The organism is Microbacterium sp. GXS0129 (assembly GCF_044769785.1).
Classification (GTDB): Bacteria; Actinomycetota; Actinomycetes; order Actinomycetales; family Microbacteriaceae; genus Microbacterium; species Microbacterium nymphoidis.
On the sequence record NZ_JBIZVZ010000005.1, the window covers coordinates 205,705 to 222,086 of the forward strand.

Consider the following 16,382-nt stretch of genomic DNA (forward strand, 5'->3'; position numbering starts at 1 on the left):
CCCGTTCGGCGGCGTTTCCTTTCCGGCGCTGTGCCGGCGCGGTGTCAGCCCAGGGCCAGCGGAAGCACCGCGCACGCGACCACGAGCGGGCCGGCCAGGCAGCCGAGGAGGATGTAGCGGCGCCACGGGACGGCCACGCCGAGACTGCTGAGACGCGAATGCCACAGCAGCGTCGCCAGCGATGCCCACGGTGTGATCAGCGGGCCCGCGCCCACCCCGATGAGCAAGGCGGCCAGGCGGGCAGGTGAGCCCGCCGTGGCCTCCAGAGCCAGGTACGCGGGCAGATTGTTCACCAGATTCGCGCTGAGCATACCCACTCCCGCGACCTGCCAGAGCGAGAGCAGATCGTCCCCGCTGCCGACGACGGAGGCCAGGAGTGCGGCTGATCCCAGCTGCTCGAGCACGGCCACCGCGAGGAACAGTCCGGATGCGAACACCACGAGCTGCCAGGGGACCAGCGTCCACCGCACCGTGCCGGGCGCTCGCCGGGTGAACACGGCGAGCATGAGCATCGCGGCGAGCGTCGCGGGCAGCCACGGCGGGAGGATGACCAGGAGGGGCATCATCACGACCAGGACCACGCTGCACAACCGCAGCAGCGTGAGATCGCTGACGGCGACCGGTCGTGCAGGGACGAACGTGCCGCGCAGCGAGCGTCGGCTGATGATCCAGAGCAGCCCGACGGTGACGAGGACCGCGACGGCCGCGGGCCAGAACATCAAGGTCACGAAGGTGCCCGCGTCGCCGCCGTCGAGCGTGTGAGCCGCGAGCAGATTGGTGAGGTTGGACACCGGGAGGAACAGTGACGCGGTGTTGGCGAGCCAGACGGTGACGAAGGCGAACGGCAGCGGTCGCAGTCCGTTGGCGCGCGCCACGGAGATCACGACGGGGGTGAGCAGGACCGCAGTCGTGTCGAGCGACAGGAAAGCGGTGACCAGGACGGCAAGAGCGACCACCAGCAGCCAGAGCACGACCACGCGCGCGCGGGCCCACCGTGCCAGCCGGGAGGCCAGCGCGTCGAAGACGCCGGCGAGGGCGGCGAGCTCGGCGACGATGGTGACGGAGAGCACGAACAGCAGGACGGGCCACACCCGATCGGCGACGAGCAGGGCGTCGGCTGTGGGCAGAACTCCGGTCGCCACCGCGGTGAGTCCGGCGACGAGCAGCACGCCGCCGACGAGGGCAAGGATCACAAGGATCAATCATGAACCCCGCCGGCGTCGCCGCGAAACAATGGCCCCGCGAAGCGGGGGTGCCGCGAAACGAGGAGAATGTCGCCAATCGAGGACCAAACCACGGTTTCCGTCCTCTTTCGGCGACAGTCTCCTCATTTCGCAAGGCCGCGCGTCGGGTCAGAGCACGCGCGGAAGCATCGCGGCGGCGGCCGCGACCAGGAGAGCCAGGTAGGTCCAGGCGTGGACGCGGTCGGGGATGCGCGGCGGGCGGCGCCGCAGCAGGATGATCGTCGGAATCGCTCCGAGGAGCAAGAGGGAGGCGGCGCCCGCGTCCACCGCACCGATCATCAGCATCCCGCCCGGCACGGCGGCAGCATTCGCGGTGAGGAAGACGACCGTCGCGGGGATGCTCACCGCGAGGGTCAGCGGATTCGCCAGTGCCGTGGCGACGCTCATCGCCAGCCCTGACCTGCGCAGGAGGGGAACCGTCATCACGCTGCCACCGACACCGAGGAAGGCGGCGACGGTGCCGATCGGAAACCCGAGCACATCGGGGATCGCGCGGCTTCGCCGATCCGTCGACGCGGCGGGACGCAGGAAGCCCGGTCGGACGAGCACATCGACGATGGTCACCGCCAGGTAGACGACGAACCCGACCGACGCGATGCGGGCGGGGAGGTGCAGTGCAATGGCGGCACCCGCGGCCCCACCGGCACCGAGCAGCACGAGCAGCAGCCGGCGCCCCCGCAACCGGCCGAGCACATCCCGCGGTGTTGCGAGAGTTGCGACGGCGGCGCCCGTGACCATCACCACGGCGGACGTCGCCACGGCGACGCGCCCGGCGTCTGCTCCGGCGGCGAGCTCCACCCACATGATGACCGGCACGGTGACGAACCCCCCGCCGAAGCCGAAGAGCACCGTGGTGAGACCGGTGAGAACGCCGATGAGGAGGAGAAGAAACATCACTGAACCCAGTACACCGGGATCCGGATCGTCTGGCATTCGAATGACGGGCGGAAACATGTGAGTTCCGGCGCCTATGCTCAAGGCGTGCGTAACGTGTCGCTCCCCGTGGTCGATCACCTCCCGGTACCGGTGCTGCCGATCGCCACCGACTACCCGCCGGGACACCTGCTGGACTGGCATGAGCACCGCCGCGCGCAGTTCCTGTATGCGGCCACCGGAACCATGCTGGTGGAGACCGACGACGGCGCGTGGACCGTGCCCGGCGAACGCGCCGTGCTCATCCCGCCGCGCACCCCGCATCGCGTGAGGATGCTCGACGTGCAGACGTCCAGTCTCTACATCGAGCCGTCGGCGGTTCCCTGGTGGCCGGCTTCGTGCCGGGTGGTGGGAGTCGGCCCGATGCTGCGTGAGCTTCTGCTGGCAGCCTCCGACCTCCCCGCGGGCTACGTCCCGGAGGGCCGGGACGGAGCCCTCATCGCCCTCATCCTGCATGAGCTCGCGACGCTTTCCGAGACGCCGCTGCACGTTCCGCTGCCGGTGCACGCGCCGTTCGCCGCGCTGTGCCGAGCCTTCGTCGCGGACCCCGATGCGGCGGTCACCAACGCCGTCTGGGCCCGTCGCGTCGGGATGAGCGAGCGCGCGCTCACGCGGCGCTTCGTCGCCGAGACCGGGATGAGCCCCGCCGCCTGGCGCACCCGCGCACTGCTGCTGGCCTCGATCCCGATGCTGCGTCATCGCAGTGTCTCGCAGGTGGCGGCCGATCTCGGTTACGCGTCACCTTCGGCGTTCTCGGTGGCGTTCACTCGTGAGTTCGCCGCGACGCCGTCGAGTCTGAGCGCCCGCCGTCCCTGAGAGAGGCGGGCGCTCAGAGGGTGCCTCACTGGTAGGTGATCCGCGGCGTCCAAGCGGTCGTGTCGTTGTTCGTCGTCGCGCGGCCGTCCACTCGGAACGAGATCACGTCACCGGTTGCTACCGTCACGGTGGCGTTCGTCGCAACGCCGACGCCGTCCGACCCAGCGATCACCTTCCAGCCGCCCCCGGCGGGCCAGAGAGTGGTGGTTCCGTTCTTCCAGATGCTGGCAGTGATGCCGTCACCACCGGAGGTGTCCCATTTCCGCACCTGTCCGGTGATAGTCACCGTGCCCGCGTGCGGTGCCGTCCACTCCACCAGGATCTGGTCGCCGTCCGGATGCATCAGCGTCTCCGCTCCGGCGGTCCAGAGTGCGTCCCACGATCCCATGCCGCGCCACCGACCCTCGCCGATGTTCCAGGTCATCGACTGTGTCCCCACCCCGGCCTTCCACACGCGATAGTTCCACCCTTGATTGCCCTGCTGCGGGGTGAAGTCGTGTGCGGCATCGTAGCGCGCGGCAGTCCAGTCTTCCGCGGGCGAGATACCGAGAGGGCCGTTGACCGTGCTCGTTCCCGTCGGCGTGACGAATGTGAGGTTCGAGACCAGCGAGTTCACGCGAAGGTGCGGATCGCTCGCCGATGCCACCGGTGATCCGTTGATCTTCACGTTCTCTAGGCGAACCCCGTCGATTCGCCGGACGCCATCCCAGCCGCTCATGCGGATCTCATTGGAGCCCGGAGAGGTGGATGTGATGTTCGAGAACGTGACCCCGGATATTGACCCTGGCCAGCCCAGGTTGCCGAGCAGCGAGTCGAACCACAGGCTGTTGCGAACATCGACGTTGATCAGCCGCTTGGCGTGCTCCACCCGGATGTCGTCGAACACGATGTCCGAGATCGCCGTGGCATTGAACATCAACACGGTGAGGGCCGCTCGATCGGTGAGCTGGTCGGGGTGGTCGCGGTCGTCGAAGCTCTGCAGCACATCGATGTTGCGGAAGGTGATGTTCTCGTATCGCGCGGCGATCGTCTCCTCACCCACCACGATGGCGTTGTTCGCGTCGGACCACAGTTGCGAATCGACATAGGAGATGTCGTGGTTCGGGGTGGCGTTCGCGGGGTTCGCGAGTCGGTCGTAGCCGCCCTGCGGTGCATAGCCCTTGATCGAGACGGCGTCGTCACAGGCGCGGATGAATACGTCTTGGAACGTGACGTGGTTGCTGTTGTTGATGTCGAAGCCGTCTGTGCTCGCGTAGGTGGGGCTGACCACGTGATAATCACTCACCCGCACGTCGGAGGATTCGCTGATGAACCCGGTCCACCCCACGACGCTGCGATTGGTGGTGATACCGGAGATCGCGACGTTATGGGAGCGGGACACCGCGATCGCGACGTCGTCATAGCCGCCGGTGCTGGCGTTGTAGTCGCTGAGCAGGACTCCATGTCCGCGGACGGTCGCGCCGGTGGCGTTCTCGATCCGGATCCGAGCGCGCAGGACTGCGCCCGGAGCGAGATAGAGGGTCTTGCCCGAAGGAACGAACACCGGCGCGCCGGTCTGGACGTGCAGGCCGGGGCCGTAGTAAATCACGTTGGGGTCGGATGGCGACGGTGGGTTCACCTCGGGAGCCTGAGCGAACAGGTGAAGGGTCCTGCCCTGGTAGTCACCGTCGAGAACGACGGTGACGTCTCGCGGCTGGTCCAGCGTGAAGGTCAGGGTCTGACCTGATCGCGCGGGCACGAGTCCGAGAGAGGCGGGAACGAGTTTCGCGGTGGAAAATGCGAATCCCACGGTGACGCTCACCGTGACGGGGCCGCCGGGCATGTCGAATCGCCCGAAACCGATGTGCTTGCCCCAGGCGTTCTGTCCGGCGTCGAACACGCCGACGGTTTGGCCAGCGGCCGTGACGGTGAAATCGGAGCTCGTGGCGACGCCGCTGGGAATCGCTGGTGCACTGACCGTGCCGATCGCAGCCGCCGGGGAGGCGACGGAGAAGACTGACCACGCAATGGCGGCGGCGACGAACGCCGCGGCGGCGCGCAGGCGAGGAGATCGCCGGTGAGGGGAGGGCGACATGGCTGCACTGCCTTTCGTTGGACGGATGTTGCGCAAGCGGTTGCTCACCGATTCGTGATGTTACCGTCGCAATTTCAACAGCGTCAAGCGTCGTGCTGTCTGGAGCGCGGACGTGGCCGTCGCATCGCCGCCTGTCACGAGCTCGACGAACCGATCCGCCATCAGCGCATGGCCGTTGTGGTCCGGATGCACCTCGTCGTGCAGGTGGTGTGCGTCGATGGGGCCGAGAAGGCGGCGCCCGTCGAGTACGCCGATGAGGGGATCGCGCCTGGCCGCCACCACGCGGTCGATGGCAGTGCGAGTCATCGCCAGGGTCAGCGCGTCGGGGGATTCGGGCTGTGGAGTGCCCTCGTGTCGGCCATCGGGGCGCCGTCGCGTGGGGCCGGGGGTGCTCTCATGGATCGGACACGAGATCGCGCTGATGAGGAGGATCGGCACGTCGGGATGGGCGACCCTGATGCGATCGAGGAACCCGTGCCAAGCGGGAATCAGAGTGCGCGGTCGCAGGGCGGCTGTGCCGACCGGGTTGATTCCGACCTTGAGGGTGATCAGGTCGACGGGGGTGGTGGCGATGGTGTCGGCCACGAAGGGGTCGAGCATTGCGTTGCCGGCCAGGGAGAGGTCGACCAGTTCTATGCCAAGTTCCCGCGCTGCTGCTGCCGGCCAGGAAGAGAGCGGATCGCCCGCCTCGTGGCCGTGGCTGATCGAGCTTCCGTGGTGCAGCCATCGCAATGATGAGCCGTTGGGTGCGGGGAACGCAGGAGACGAGAGTCGAACGCTGCGGATCAGCGTGGCGGCGGTGTGGGGCAGGTGCAGGGTGACTTCGCGAACTCGCGCGCCGTCACCGCCGAGGCGGAATCGGTGCGTGAGCGTCTCGCCGGCTTCCTCCTGCATCACTCCGTCACGCAGGCGCCGCACGGGGCCAACGTCCGCGACGACGCGATCGACCTCGCGGCCGTCGGTGAGGGCGAGGATCACCGCGGGGAAAGCGGGCGCGGCGTCACCGTCTGCGTTGCGGCTGATGTCCGCCTCCAGGGTGAGTGACCGCGCGGCGGTGAGCAGCACGAGTCTCACGCCCGCGGTGTCGTCGGCGGCACGCAGTGCGCCGTCGTCGGACATGCGTGCGCGTGCGGACGCGTCCAGCCGCCGCGGGCGCAGGCCGCTCGCGGTCTCCTCGATCTCCGCCGCTCCACGCAGTGCCTCGCGGATCGCCTCTCGCGTCATCGTGAACACTTCGCTTGTCATTGGCGGGGTCCTCTCGTCTGAGTATCTGGATTCTGGCAGAATGGACAACCGATTACCCAAACCTGGCCCGCCGCCATCAATCCGAGTTGACATGGCGGTGTATGTCCCGCACAATCGCATCTGGACAACCGCTTGCTCACTCTTGGAGATTCAATGATGAAGAACCCGCGCCGTCTGTTGGCGGCAGTGCTCGCGACGGGAACCGCCGCCGCCCTTCTCGCCGCGTGCGCCCCCGCCGATGAGTCTTCTGGCGACGGGACGATCACGATCGTCGTCGGCGACCGTCCACCCGCAGATCAGACGGAGAGCCTCGCGGCGCTCGACAAGTCGATCGCCGCGTTCGAGAAGGCGCATCCGGACATCACCATCGAATCGGTGGAGACCCGCTGGGCTGCCGACACGTTCCAGGCCATGGTGGCCGGCGGCACGATGCCGACGACGATGACTGTTCCGTTCACCGAGCCGCAGTCGCTGATCGCTTCGCACCAGATCGCCGACATCTCGGCCGAGTTGAAGAGCACCGGCCTCGGCGAGGTCCTCAATCCTGCCGTGGCAGCGGTCGCGCAGGACGCGAGCGGCAACAGCTTCGGCGTGCCCACCGACGTCTACTCGGTGGGGCTCGCCTACAACCGCGCTCTCTTCACCGCCGCAGGGCTCGACCCCGATGCCCCGCCGGCCACCTGGGACGAGGTGCGCGCTGCTGCGAAGAAGATCGCCGACACCACCGGCAAGGCCGGCTACTCCCTGTACACGTCCAACCACTTCGGCGGCTGGATGATGACGGCAGCAGTCGCCAGCTTCGGGGGCACTATCGAGAATGCGGAGGGCACCGCGAGCACGGTCGACTCGAAGCCGGTGCAGGATTACGTGAACCTGCTCAGCGAGATGCGCTGGAGCGACAATTCGCTCGGCAGCAGCTTTGTCAACGACGCTCAGCCCACCCTGCAGGACTTCGCCGCGGGCAAGATCGGCATGCTCCTCAGCCTGCCGTTCGACTACCCCGGCCTCGTGCAGCAGTACAAGATGAAGCCCGAGGACTTCGGGTTCGGTGCGTTGCCCCAGGCGCCTGGTCAATCCGCCACCCTTACCGGAGGCAACGTGCAGGTGTTCAGCCCCTCCGCCACGAAGGAGCAGATCGTGGCAGGCCTGGAGTGGCTGAAGTTCAACCGGTTCAACGCCTACACCGACAAGGACACCGCGGTCGCGAAGGCCGAGGCGGAGGCTGCGGATGGCAACATCGTCGGGCTTCCGGCGCTCTCTCCGGTGAGTTCCGACGCCTATGCCCAGTATCAGGAGTGGATCTCGCCCTACGTGAACCTTCCGCTGGAGAACTTCGCCTCCTACACCGCCGTGGCGGAGTCTCAGAAGCTGGTCCCCGAGCCGCGGACCAAGGCGCAGGACATGTACGCGGTGCTGGACACCCTGCTGCAGGGCGCGCTGACTACCCAGAATGCCGACATCGACGCCCTGATCGCCGAGGCGTCGGCGGCCGTGGATGCCAAGATCGCTCGTTGACACTGACCGCCCCGTCCTTGTGGACGGGGCGGTCATCCGAAGGACGGAGAAATCGGTGAGCAGTGATTCCGCGGCTTCCGGCCGGCGCGAACGCCGACGGCGCACCCCTGGCGCATGGATGCGAGGCGGTGGGCTGGCGGCTATCGTCTTCGCACTGCCTGCCCTCTTCGTGTTTGGCCTCTTCGCGTGGAGCCCCATCCTGCAGTCGGTGGTCTTCGCGTTTCAGAAGACGAACCTCGTGGATGCAGCTAGTTGGGTCGGGTGGAGCAACTTCACCTATGTGCTGAGTGATCCGCTGCTGCCGCGCGTCGTGATGAACACGTTGTGGTTCGCCGCCCTCGCGCTGGTGATCGGCTTCCCGGTGCCGCTGTTCCTCGCCGTGTTCATGTCAGAACTGCGACGCAGTCGCGGGCTCTACAACGTGCTCTCCTATCTGCCTGTCGTCATCCCGCCGGTCGTGGCGATCCTGCTGTGGCGCTTCTTCTACGATCCGAGCGCCGACGGTCTCTTCAACCGCATCCTCATCGGCGTGGGGCTTCCTGCCCAACCCTGGCTGAACTCCGAGGCGATGGCTATGCCCGCCATCGTCCTCGAGGTCACGTGGGCAACCGCCGGCGGGACGGTGATCATCTACCTCGCTGCTCTCGCTGGCGTCCGCACCGAGCTCTACGAGGCAGCAGAGCTGGATCGCGCCGGAATCTGGCGCCGAATCTGGCATATCACCCTGCCGGAGCTGCGCGGCGTGATCCTCGTTCTGCTCTTGCTGCAGGTGATCGGCACCCTGCAGGTGTTCACGGAGCCGTTCCTGTTTACCGGTGGCGGCCCCAACAACTCGACCAAGACGATCCTCATGATGATCTACGACTATGCGTTCGTGAACGGCGACTATGGCGCTGCGACAGCGCTCTCCCTCATGCTGGCCGTCGTGCTCGGCATCATCTCGGCCTTCTATCTGTGGGCCACACGTCGTTGGAGCCGCTCGTGACCATGACCGACGAACGCAGCGCGATCTCATGGGCCGATCGCCGTCGTCCGAGCGTGAAATGGACGCTCCGCATCGCCCAGACGGTGATCCTCATCGGTCTTCTGATATCCGGTGCCGGAACGTTGCTGTGGCTGGCCAAGGCGTCGCTGTCGACCACACAGGACATCATCTCCGCACCCTGGGAGTGGTTCCCACACGGTGTCCATGTCGAGAATCTCGCCGTGGCCTGGAACGAACTCCAGGTGGGGCGGTACCTCGGCAACACGGCCATCATGGCCGCCGGGGCGTGGATCGCGAACATCATCGTCACCACGACGGCATCGTACGTACTGAGCATTCTGCGCCCGCGGTGGGCGCCCGTGTTCTCAGGGGCGATCCTGGCCACGATGCTGATCCCGAGCATTGTGGCGATGGTGCCGCTGTATGTCACCGTGATCCGGGTGCCCGGCACGCAGATCGGCCTCCTCAATACGTTCTGGGCCGTGTGGCTCCCCGCGGCGGCGAGCGCGTTCAACATCCTGATCGTGAAGCGCTTCTTCGATGCGATCCCGCAGGAGATCATCGAGGCCGCGCGTGTGGACGGCGCGGGTGCGTTCCGCATCTTCTGGCAGATCGTGCTCCCCTTTGCCCGGCCGATCCTCGGTGTGGTCTCCGTGCTGGCAATTCTTGCGAGTTGGAAGGACTTCCTGTGGCCGAAACTGGTGCTACAGGATCCGAATCTGCAGCCCATCTCAGTGGCGTTGCCGCGCTTCGCGAACACCACAGAACTCAGCGTTCAGATGGGGGCGATGTTCCTCGGGCTGGTGATTCCCGTGGTCCTGTTCCTCGTGTTCCAGAGACAGATCCTCCGGGGCGTCAGCATGAGCGGGGCGACCAAGGGGTAGCATCGCTGCGGATGGCAGCCGACAGCAGAACTGATTCCAGAACAAAGGGGAACGAAGACGTGGCGGACGAAAGATCCGTGACTCTCCGGGATGTCGCGGCCGTGGTCGGGGTGTCGGTGCCGACCGTGTCGAAGGTGCTCAACGGTTCCGGGCGGGTCTCACCAGAGACGCGAGCGAGGATCATCGAAGCCGCCGAACGGTTGGATTTCCGGCCGAACGCGCTTGCACAGTTCTTCGCTCTCGGGCGCAGTTTCTCGGTCGGCGTGCTTGCGCAGAAGGCGTCCGGGACCTTCTCGATGCCGGTGATCACGGGCATCGTGCACGAGCTGAGCACCCACGACGTCGCGACTCTCGTTTATGACGATGAGAACGATCCGTCGCTGCGGGCCGAGAACGTCCGCAAACTCAAAGCCCGCAAGGTGGACGGCGTGCTGATCGTGGGCGACGGCACCGATTCACCGGTGCCCTCGATCTCGCACATGCTTTCGGCGCCGCAGGTGCACGTCTTCGGCGTCACGGATAACCCGAAAGACGCGACCTTCCTTCCCAACGACGCGATGGCCGGTCGCCTCGCCGGCGAGCATCTGATCGCCCAGGGGCGGACGCGCATCGCTCACGTCACCGCCGATCCGGGCTTCCGTACGGTCCGTGAGCGCCACGACGGCCTGATGGATGCGCTGTCTGATGCGGGCCTCCCGCTCGCCCTCGGCGCCCCGCTATACGGTACGTGGCATCGCGCCTGGGGCTACGAGGCGGGGCTGCGCATCCGCGACCGGATCGCCGAGATCGATGCCGTGTTCTGCGGAAACGACTTCATCGCGCAGGGCCTCGGCCGCGCGCTCACGGCTGCCGGCATCCGCATCCCCGAGGACGTCGCACTGGTCGGCTATGACAACTGGAGCTTCTTCGGGGGCGGCGAGGATCGGTACCTGACCACGGTCGATCCGGGACATGTGGAACTCGGTCGCTCGGCGGCCCGACACCTCCTGGATTCGGTGGGCCATACGGTTGAGGGCGGCATCACGCTCCAGGATTGCCGATTGATCCCCGGCTTCTCATCGGGTGCGCTTCCCGCGGCCGAACTCGACTTCCCGTTCTTCTGATCGGGGGCCGGTTCAGCCGCGGGCGCGATCAGTCCGCGCGGATCGCGGTCAGAACCGCGACTTCCTCGGGCCAGAGAGTGGGCCCCTCGACACCGATCGTGGCGAGGAGACGTCCCGGAAGCACGACTCCAGGGGCGTCCAGCCAGGCAGGCCGGCCGAGGTAGTCGTTGTCGGCGACAGCGGGCGGGCATGCCGTGACGAGGTATCGGGCATCGGGGTCCAGGCCGGGGAGGACGATACGTCCTGTGGTGTACTGCGGATCGCTGCGGACGCTGGCCACGGCGTAGAGCGCGACCGAACAGTCCGCATCCACCACGCCGGTCACGGTCACGGGGGAGGTGGGGTCGTCGCCGTGCACGAGCGTGCCTTGGCGGAGGAGGTCGCGGTGCGCTCGATACAGCCCGACCCACTCGGCGAGTTCCGCAATCTCGTTTTCGTTCACGTGCGAGAGATCCCACTCGATGCCGAAATCGCCGAGCAGCGCCGTTCCCGCCCGGAAGTTCAGGCGATGGTGACGTCGAGTGGAGCCCGCCACCGGAGCGCCGACATGTGCTCCGAGGATCTCCGGCGGCATGACGAGTGCCGTCCAGCGCTGGATTGCCTGCCGGTCGACGGGATCCACGCTGTCACTGGTCCAGAACCGATCGCTGTGCTCCAGGATGCCCAGATCGATCCGTGCCCCACCGGATGCACAGGCTTCGATGGCGAGACGCGGGAACCGCTCGCGCAGGGCGCGCAGGAGCGCGTAGAGCGCCCGGGTCTGTGCATGGGTACCCGCAACGCGGTCCGGCCCGACACCTGCATCGATGAGGTCGCGGTTGTGGTCCCACTTCACATAGCCGATGTCATAGCGCTCGATGATCTCCGACATCGCCGCGAGGATTGTCGACCAGGCGTCGGGGTTGGTGAGATCCAGCACCTGCTGGTGGCGGGAGGCGATCGGGACGCGATCCGGAAGGCGCATCAGCCATTCCGGGTGTGCTCGCGCGAGGTCGGAGTCCTCGTTGATCATCTCGGGTTCGAACCAGAGCCCCGGTTCCATGCCGAGCTCGCGGATTCGAGTGGTGACGCGTTCGAGGCCATCGGGGAACACATCGGGGGAGACATGCCAATCGCCGAGCGACGACCGGTCGTCGCGCCGCCCGCCGAACCAGCCGTCATCGATCACGAAGCGCTCCGCTCCCGCCTGCGCGGCGCTCTCCGCCAACGCGATGAGCCGGTCCGCGGTCATGTCGAATCCCATCGCCTCCCAGCTGTTGAATGTCACGGGACGGGGCCGATCCCGCAGGTGCGGGAGTGAGCGCGCGAAGCGATGGAAGCGGACGGACATGGAGTCGAGACCGTCCGCTCCGAAGGAGGCGTAGAGCCAGGGAGTCACGTAATCCTCGCCCGGTGCGAGCTCGATCTCGCCCGGCAGCAGCAGTTCTCCACCGGCGAGCATCCGCTCGCCGGTGGGCAGACGTTCTGCGAACGAGCGCTGATTGCCGGACCAGCCGAGATGCACTCCCCAGACGCGACCTCGCCGGAACCCGAACCCGCGCTCACCGGCCACGGTGATGTATGCCGCGTCTGCGCCGGGGCGTCCGCGGCGAGACTCACGAAGCCGGACGCCCGTCTCGAAAGGCAGCCGTACGGGCACCCGTTCGAGTGCGTGCCTGCCCGTCATGTCCAAGAGCTCGGCGGCATCAGCCCCCACCGGGAGAGCGGCGGTCAGCCGCTCCACGCTATAGGCACTCTCGCCGGTGTTGCGGAGCAGATGGCGCAGCCGCAGAAGGCCGCCGGGTCGCAGTTCGAGGGTGGTGACGAGCATCAGCGAGGCTGCGCGGTCTATGGCCTCCACCTCGACGGAAACGGCTTCTCCGTCGACTCGCTCATCACGGATCGCGGTTGTGGTGAACCGAGGGGACCACCCCGAGCCGTTGCGGTGGCCCACCAGGCCCGGCTGCCCCAACCAACCCGTTGTGGATGCCGGCAGAAGTGATGGACCCGTCGTGGGCGGGAGTGAGGAGCCCGCCATGCGGGCGGTGGCGAGGCGAAGGTAGTCCGCGTCGCCGGAGGTGACGGGTCCGAGGTCCTGGCCCCAGTGCAGAACGGTGGGCAGACGGTCCGTGTCGGAGACATCGAGCAGGACCGAAACGCCGTCTCGACGCAGGTGGAGGAGCGGGGAGGCGGTCATCGTCCGCCGATCATCGTGCGCGCGAGCAATGCCGCGACAGCGGGATGCTCGGAGGGAATGGTCATCACGGCGGCGTGACGCACGCCAGAGGGGACCTGCACGGCGGCGGGGGTCCACGTGTGCCCGTCGACAGAGGAGACCGCTCCGTAGCGACCTTCCAGATAGTGGTCGAACAGCATCACGATCTCGTCGTCGTGCCTGTAGAGGGTCGGGCCCTCCGTTGGTGAGGGTGTGACCGCGCCAAGTTCCTCCGAGCTGGATGGGGTCGTGCGACGGACGTGAATCCGGTTGTGCGCGCCACCGACCACCGGATCACCTTGCTCGTCCTTGTAGGCCATCAGCACCTCGTTGTCCTGGACGAGAACGCTGGCATCGATCACCGAGAAGCCGGGATCGAAGTACACCTCGGCGCGCGACAGCTCGGTGAAGTCCGTTGTGAGGCAGCTCCAGATCACCTGATGGCGACGATTCCAGTCCCGGTCTGTCTGGGGTCCGTCCACCGGGTGGGGATCCACCACCGACGACCAGATGATCCGGGCGCGGCCGGAGTCGGGCTCCACGAAGAACTCCGGGGCCCAGCAGTTGAGTGTGCCTGCGACAGCACCCATGACAGGAAGCAGCGTCTGTTCGTCCCAGGTGAGCAGGTCGTCAGACGCTGTGTGCACGATCGCGTCGGATTCCCATCCGTTCGTGCCGAGCAGGTGGAAACGGCCGTCCGGGCCCACGGCGATGAACGGGTCGCGGATGCTCTCGGACCCGATGGCGCCGCGCAGGATCTCGCCACCGTCGTCCACCGCGTGGAATGTGCGACCGTCCACGCTCACAGCGAGGTGGAGCGACTCCTCCTCCGTGGTGAAGTACGAGAGCACGTGAACAGTGGGCATGGATTCTCCAATCGACGCGGTCGCGGTGACGATATGTGGCATGGCTACACAGTAGCGCAACCGTTTGCCCACCTGGGTGTGAGGTGAGCAGGGACAAAAGGAAGGACAGGGGATCCCGCCCGAGGGTGGCGGAATCCCCTGTCCTCCTGTGGGTGTCAGCCGTTGATCACCTGCGGTACCGCCACGGATTTCAGGCCCTCCACGCCGAACTCCAGGCCGTACCCCGACTGCTTCACCCCGCCGAACGGGATGAGCGGGTGAACCCCGCCGTGCGAGTTGATCCAGACCGTTCCGGCTTGCAGCCGGCTCGCGATCTCCCGCGCCCGATCCCGGTCGGCAGTCCACACCGATGCGCCGAGGCCCACCGACACCCCGTTCGCGAGGGCGATGGCCTCCTCCACATCGCGATAGCGGACGATCGGCAGTGCCGGGCCGAACTGCTCCTCCAGCACCAGCGGGTTCTCGGGTGCGATGTCGGCGACCAGTGTGGTCGGGTAGAAGTTCCCGGGTGCCTGCCGGTCGGGATCCCCGCCCATCACGATGCGTGCTCCGCTGTCACGTGCGGCCTCGACGAGGCGGTCGACCACCGACCACTGCATCCGGTTCTGCAGTGGCCCGAGAACGTTGGCCTCATCGGTTCCCACACCCATCGGCATGCCCGCGGCCACCTCGTGGAGGGCTTCCACCACGGCGTCGTAGACGTCGTCGTGGACGTAGAGCCGTTTCAGGGCGGCGCACGTCTGACCGGTGTTGATGAACGCGCCCCAGAACAGGTCCTCGGCGATGGCTCGTGGGTCGACGTCCGGCAGTACGATGCCCGCATCATTTCCCCCGAGTTCCAGGGTGAGCCGGGTCAGGTTCGGCGCGGACGCCGCCACGATGCGCTGCCCCGTCGCCGTGGATCCGGTGAACATGATCTTGCCGAAGGCGGGGTCCGCCACCAGTGCGGCACCGACCGCGCCGTCGCCGGTGATCATCGTCAGGACGCCGTCCGGGAGCACCTCGTTCATGACCGCGGCCAGCGCGAGTCCGCTGAGCGTGGTGTACTCCGACGGCTTGGCGACCACCGCATTGCCCATCCGCAGCGCGGGCGCGATCTGCCAGATGGCGATCATCATCGGCCAGTTCCAGGGTGTGATCGCCCCGACGAGGCCGATCGGCCGGTAATGCAGTTCCGCGTACGTCTCTCCGTCGTCCACGACCGTCTCCACCGGCAGCGGCGTCGCAGCGGTGGCACGCAGCCAGGCCACGCACGCGCCCACCTCGAAGCGGGCGTTCGGTCCGTTCAGCGGCTTCCCCTGCTCGCGGGAGAGCAGGAGGGCCAGCGCTTCGGCCGACTCCTCGACCGCATCCGCTACTCGTGACAGCGTGGCGCATCGGTCGTCGTCGGACAGTGCTGCCCACGCCGGCTGAGCGCGGCGCGCGCGCTCGATCGCCGGTGCCAGCTGGGAGGCATCGCCGGCGGGAGCGCGGCCGATCACCTCGCCCGTGGCGGGATCGAGAACCTCGCGCGCGGGGTGGTGGGCCGAGGCGACGGCATCAAGCAGGTCGTCATAGGTGTGCATGGCTGGTGTCCTCCGTGTGGTGGTCGATCGCGGTCGTGCGCGTGCTGCTGGGCGAGCAGCCGAATTCCGCACGGTAGACGCGGCTGAAGTGGGCGGGGTCGGTGAAGCCCCAGTCGGTGGCGATGCTCATCACCGAGCGGTGTGCCAGCGCGGGGTCGGCGAGACGCACACGACACTGCTCGAGACGGCGTCGGCGCACCCACGTGCTCACCTTCCGCCCGTTCTCCTGGAAGAGGGCGTGCAGCAGGCGGGGCGAGATGAAGTGCGCCGCGGCGATGTGCGCGGGATCCAGATCGCTCTCGCGCAGGTGCTCCTCGATGTAGAGCAGCACCTCCTCGAACAGCTGCCGGCGGGGATCGGCCGCGGCGGGAGCGTGGGCGAGTTCCTGTGAGAGCAGGGCGACGATGAGCTCGACCGTGCTGCGGGCGAGGCGCGAGCCGACCGGACCCGTAATGGTCCCGGGGTCTGCGGCGAGGGAGCGAAGGAAGCCGGTCACCAGCGAAGCAGCGCCGCCCGCTCGGTGCAGCGGCGCTGCCGTGAGGTGGGACACGGCATCCAGCGGCAGTTCGATGCGATCGGCAGGGATCATCACCACGAAGTTGCGGAACCGGCCGTCGAAGGCCAGCGAGTATGGCCGCGAGGTGTCGTAGATGCTCAGCGAACCCGGCTCGAGAAGAGTCTCGCGACCGTCCTGCACCAGGATTCCGCGCCCGTTCAGCTGCATCCCGACCTTGACGCAGTGCCGTTGCTGCGCGGCGATGAGGGCGGGTGTGCGCTCCACCTGGTGCGCTGTCGCCTCCACGAGCGAGAGGTGGACGCCATCGCGCTCGGCATGACGGATACGGCCCGCGAACGGGTCGGGGTGGTCGGAGGTGACCTGCAGCGGGACGAAGGAGTCGTTCACCGCGGTGCGGAACTGGGAGAAGTCCAGCAGGGGCTCCCGGACTGTCGTGGTCAC

The 16,382-nt window shown here is 67.3% G+C and carries 13 protein-coding genes; 5 read left to right on the forward strand and 8 right to left on the reverse strand.

All coding sequences use genetic code 11. The annotated features are described in order from the left end of the window. Nucleotides 1-44: 44 nt before the first annotated feature. Nucleotides 45-1,193: an SLC13 family permease gene (locus tag ACIQJ5_RS15320; RefSeq protein WP_402845288.1), complete on the reverse strand. Its 1,149-nt coding sequence runs from the start codon at nt 1,191-1,193 to the stop codon at nt 45-47. Nucleotides 1,194-1,352: 159 nt separating this feature from the next. Next, nucleotides 1,353-2,138 (reverse strand): sulfite exporter TauE/SafE family protein, encoded by a 786-nt coding sequence (locus ACIQJ5_RS15325; protein ID WP_402845121.1) that lies wholly within the window; start codon nt 2,136-2,138, stop codon nt 1,353-1,355. A gap of 87 nt (nt 2,139-2,225) precedes the next feature. Between ACIQJ5_RS15325 and ACIQJ5_RS15330 the strand changes: the two genes are divergently transcribed. Next, the gene (locus ACIQJ5_RS15330; protein WP_402845123.1) at nt 2,226-2,993 is read left to right on the forward strand and encodes an AraC family transcriptional regulator; all 768 of its coding nucleotides are present in this window, start codon (nt 2,226-2,228) and stop codon (nt 2,991-2,993) included. A gap of 25 nt (nt 2,994-3,018) precedes the next feature. Here ACIQJ5_RS15330 and ACIQJ5_RS15335 read toward each other — a convergent pair whose 3' ends face one another. Then, on the reverse strand, nt 3,019-5,067 hold the full coding sequence (locus ACIQJ5_RS15335) for a glycosyl hydrolase family 28 protein (protein ID WP_402845124.1): 2,049 nt from the start codon (nt 5,065-5,067) through the stop codon (nt 3,019-3,021). A gap of 60 nt (nt 5,068-5,127) precedes the next feature. Then, on the reverse strand, nt 5,128-6,312 hold the full coding sequence (locus ACIQJ5_RS15340) for a GDSL-type esterase/lipase family protein (protein ID WP_402845126.1): 1,185 nt from the start codon (nt 6,310-6,312) through the stop codon (nt 5,128-5,130). A 153-nt stretch (nt 6,313-6,465) separates the two neighbouring features. On the opposite strand from ACIQJ5_RS15340, the gene ACIQJ5_RS15345 reads away from it, so the two are divergent. From ACIQJ5_RS15345 to ACIQJ5_RS15360, 4 genes are all read left to right on the forward strand, one after another. Then, nucleotides 6,466-7,827: an extracellular solute-binding protein gene (locus ACIQJ5_RS15345; RefSeq protein ID WP_402845128.1), complete on the forward strand. Its 1,362-nt coding sequence runs from the start codon at nt 6,466-6,468 to the stop codon at nt 7,825-7,827. A 55-nt stretch (nt 7,828-7,882) separates the two neighbouring features. Continuing rightward, a complete protein-coding gene (locus ACIQJ5_RS15350; protein ID WP_402845129.1) occupies nt 7,883-8,812 on the forward strand; it encodes a carbohydrate ABC transporter permease in 930 nt (309 codons plus the stop codon). 2 nt (nt 8,813-8,814) lie between these two features. Continuing rightward, on the forward strand, nt 8,815-9,696 hold the full coding sequence (locus ACIQJ5_RS15355) for a carbohydrate ABC transporter permease (protein WP_402845290.1): 882 nt from the start codon (nt 8,815-8,817) through the stop codon (nt 9,694-9,696). Between the two features lie 77 nt (nt 9,697-9,773). Beyond that, nucleotides 9,774-10,799, forward strand: a complete 1,026-nt coding sequence (locus ACIQJ5_RS15360; protein WP_402845131.1) for a LacI family DNA-binding transcriptional regulator — start codon at nt 9,774-9,776, stop codon at nt 10,797-10,799. Between the two features lie 28 nt (nt 10,800-10,827). Here ACIQJ5_RS15360 and ACIQJ5_RS15365 read toward each other — a convergent pair whose 3' ends face one another. The 4 genes from ACIQJ5_RS15365 to ACIQJ5_RS15380 all read right to left on the reverse strand — a co-directional run bounded on the left by ACIQJ5_RS15365 (nt 10,828) and on the right by ACIQJ5_RS15380 (nt 16,382). Continuing rightward, a complete protein-coding gene (locus ACIQJ5_RS15365; protein WP_402845133.1) occupies nt 10,828-12,975 on the reverse strand; it encodes an alpha-galactosidase in 2,148 nt (715 codons plus the stop codon). Next, nucleotides 12,972-13,859: a hypothetical protein gene (locus ACIQJ5_RS15370; RefSeq protein WP_402845135.1), complete on the reverse strand. Its 888-nt coding sequence runs from the start codon at nt 13,857-13,859 to the stop codon at nt 12,972-12,974. The genes ACIQJ5_RS15365 and ACIQJ5_RS15370 overlap by 4 nt, the downstream gene beginning before the upstream one ends. A gap of 155 nt (nt 13,860-14,014) precedes the next feature. Further along, a complete protein-coding gene (locus ACIQJ5_RS15375) occupies nt 14,015-15,424 on the reverse strand; it encodes an aldehyde dehydrogenase family protein (protein ID WP_231091181.1) in 1,410 nt (469 codons plus the stop codon). Further along, nucleotides 15,411-16,382 (reverse strand): helix-turn-helix domain-containing protein, encoded by a 972-nt coding sequence (locus ACIQJ5_RS15380; protein WP_402845137.1) that lies wholly within the window; start codon nt 16,380-16,382, stop codon nt 15,411-15,413. Before ACIQJ5_RS15380 ends, ACIQJ5_RS15375 begins: the two co-directional genes overlap by 14 nt.

What these genes read in the sequence shown, in the direction of transcription:
- ACIQJ5_RS15365 (WP_402845133.1), bottom strand. Translation starts at nt 12,975, where the DNA reads ATGACCGCCTCCCCGCTCCTCCACCTGCGTCGAGACGGCGTTTCGGTC.
- ACIQJ5_RS15375 (WP_231091181.1), bottom strand. Translation starts at nt 15,424, where the DNA reads ATGCACACCTATGACGACCTGCTTGATGCCGTCGCCTCGGCCCACCAC.
- ACIQJ5_RS15370 (WP_402845135.1), bottom strand. Translation starts at nt 13,859, where the DNA reads ATGCCCACTGTTCACGTGCTCTCGTACTTCACCACGGAGGAGGAGTCG.
- ACIQJ5_RS15345 (WP_402845128.1), top strand. Translation starts at nt 6,466, where the DNA reads ATGATGAAGAACCCGCGCCGTCTGTTGGCGGCAGTGCTCGCGACGGGA.
- ACIQJ5_RS15335 (WP_402845124.1), bottom strand. Translation starts at nt 5,067, where the DNA reads ATGTCGCCCTCCCCTCACCGGCGATCTCCTCGCCTGCGCGCCGCCGCG.
- ACIQJ5_RS15355 (WP_402845290.1), top strand. Translation starts at nt 8,815, where the DNA reads ATGACCGACGAACGCAGCGCGATCTCATGGGCCGATCGCCGTCGTCCG.
- ACIQJ5_RS15340 (WP_402845126.1), bottom strand. Translation starts at nt 6,312, where the DNA reads ATGACAAGCGAAGTGTTCACGATGACGCGAGAGGCGATCCGCGAGGCA.
- ACIQJ5_RS15325 (WP_402845121.1), bottom strand. Translation starts at nt 2,138, where the DNA reads ATGTTTCTTCTCCTCCTCATCGGCGTTCTCACCGGTCTCACCACGGTG.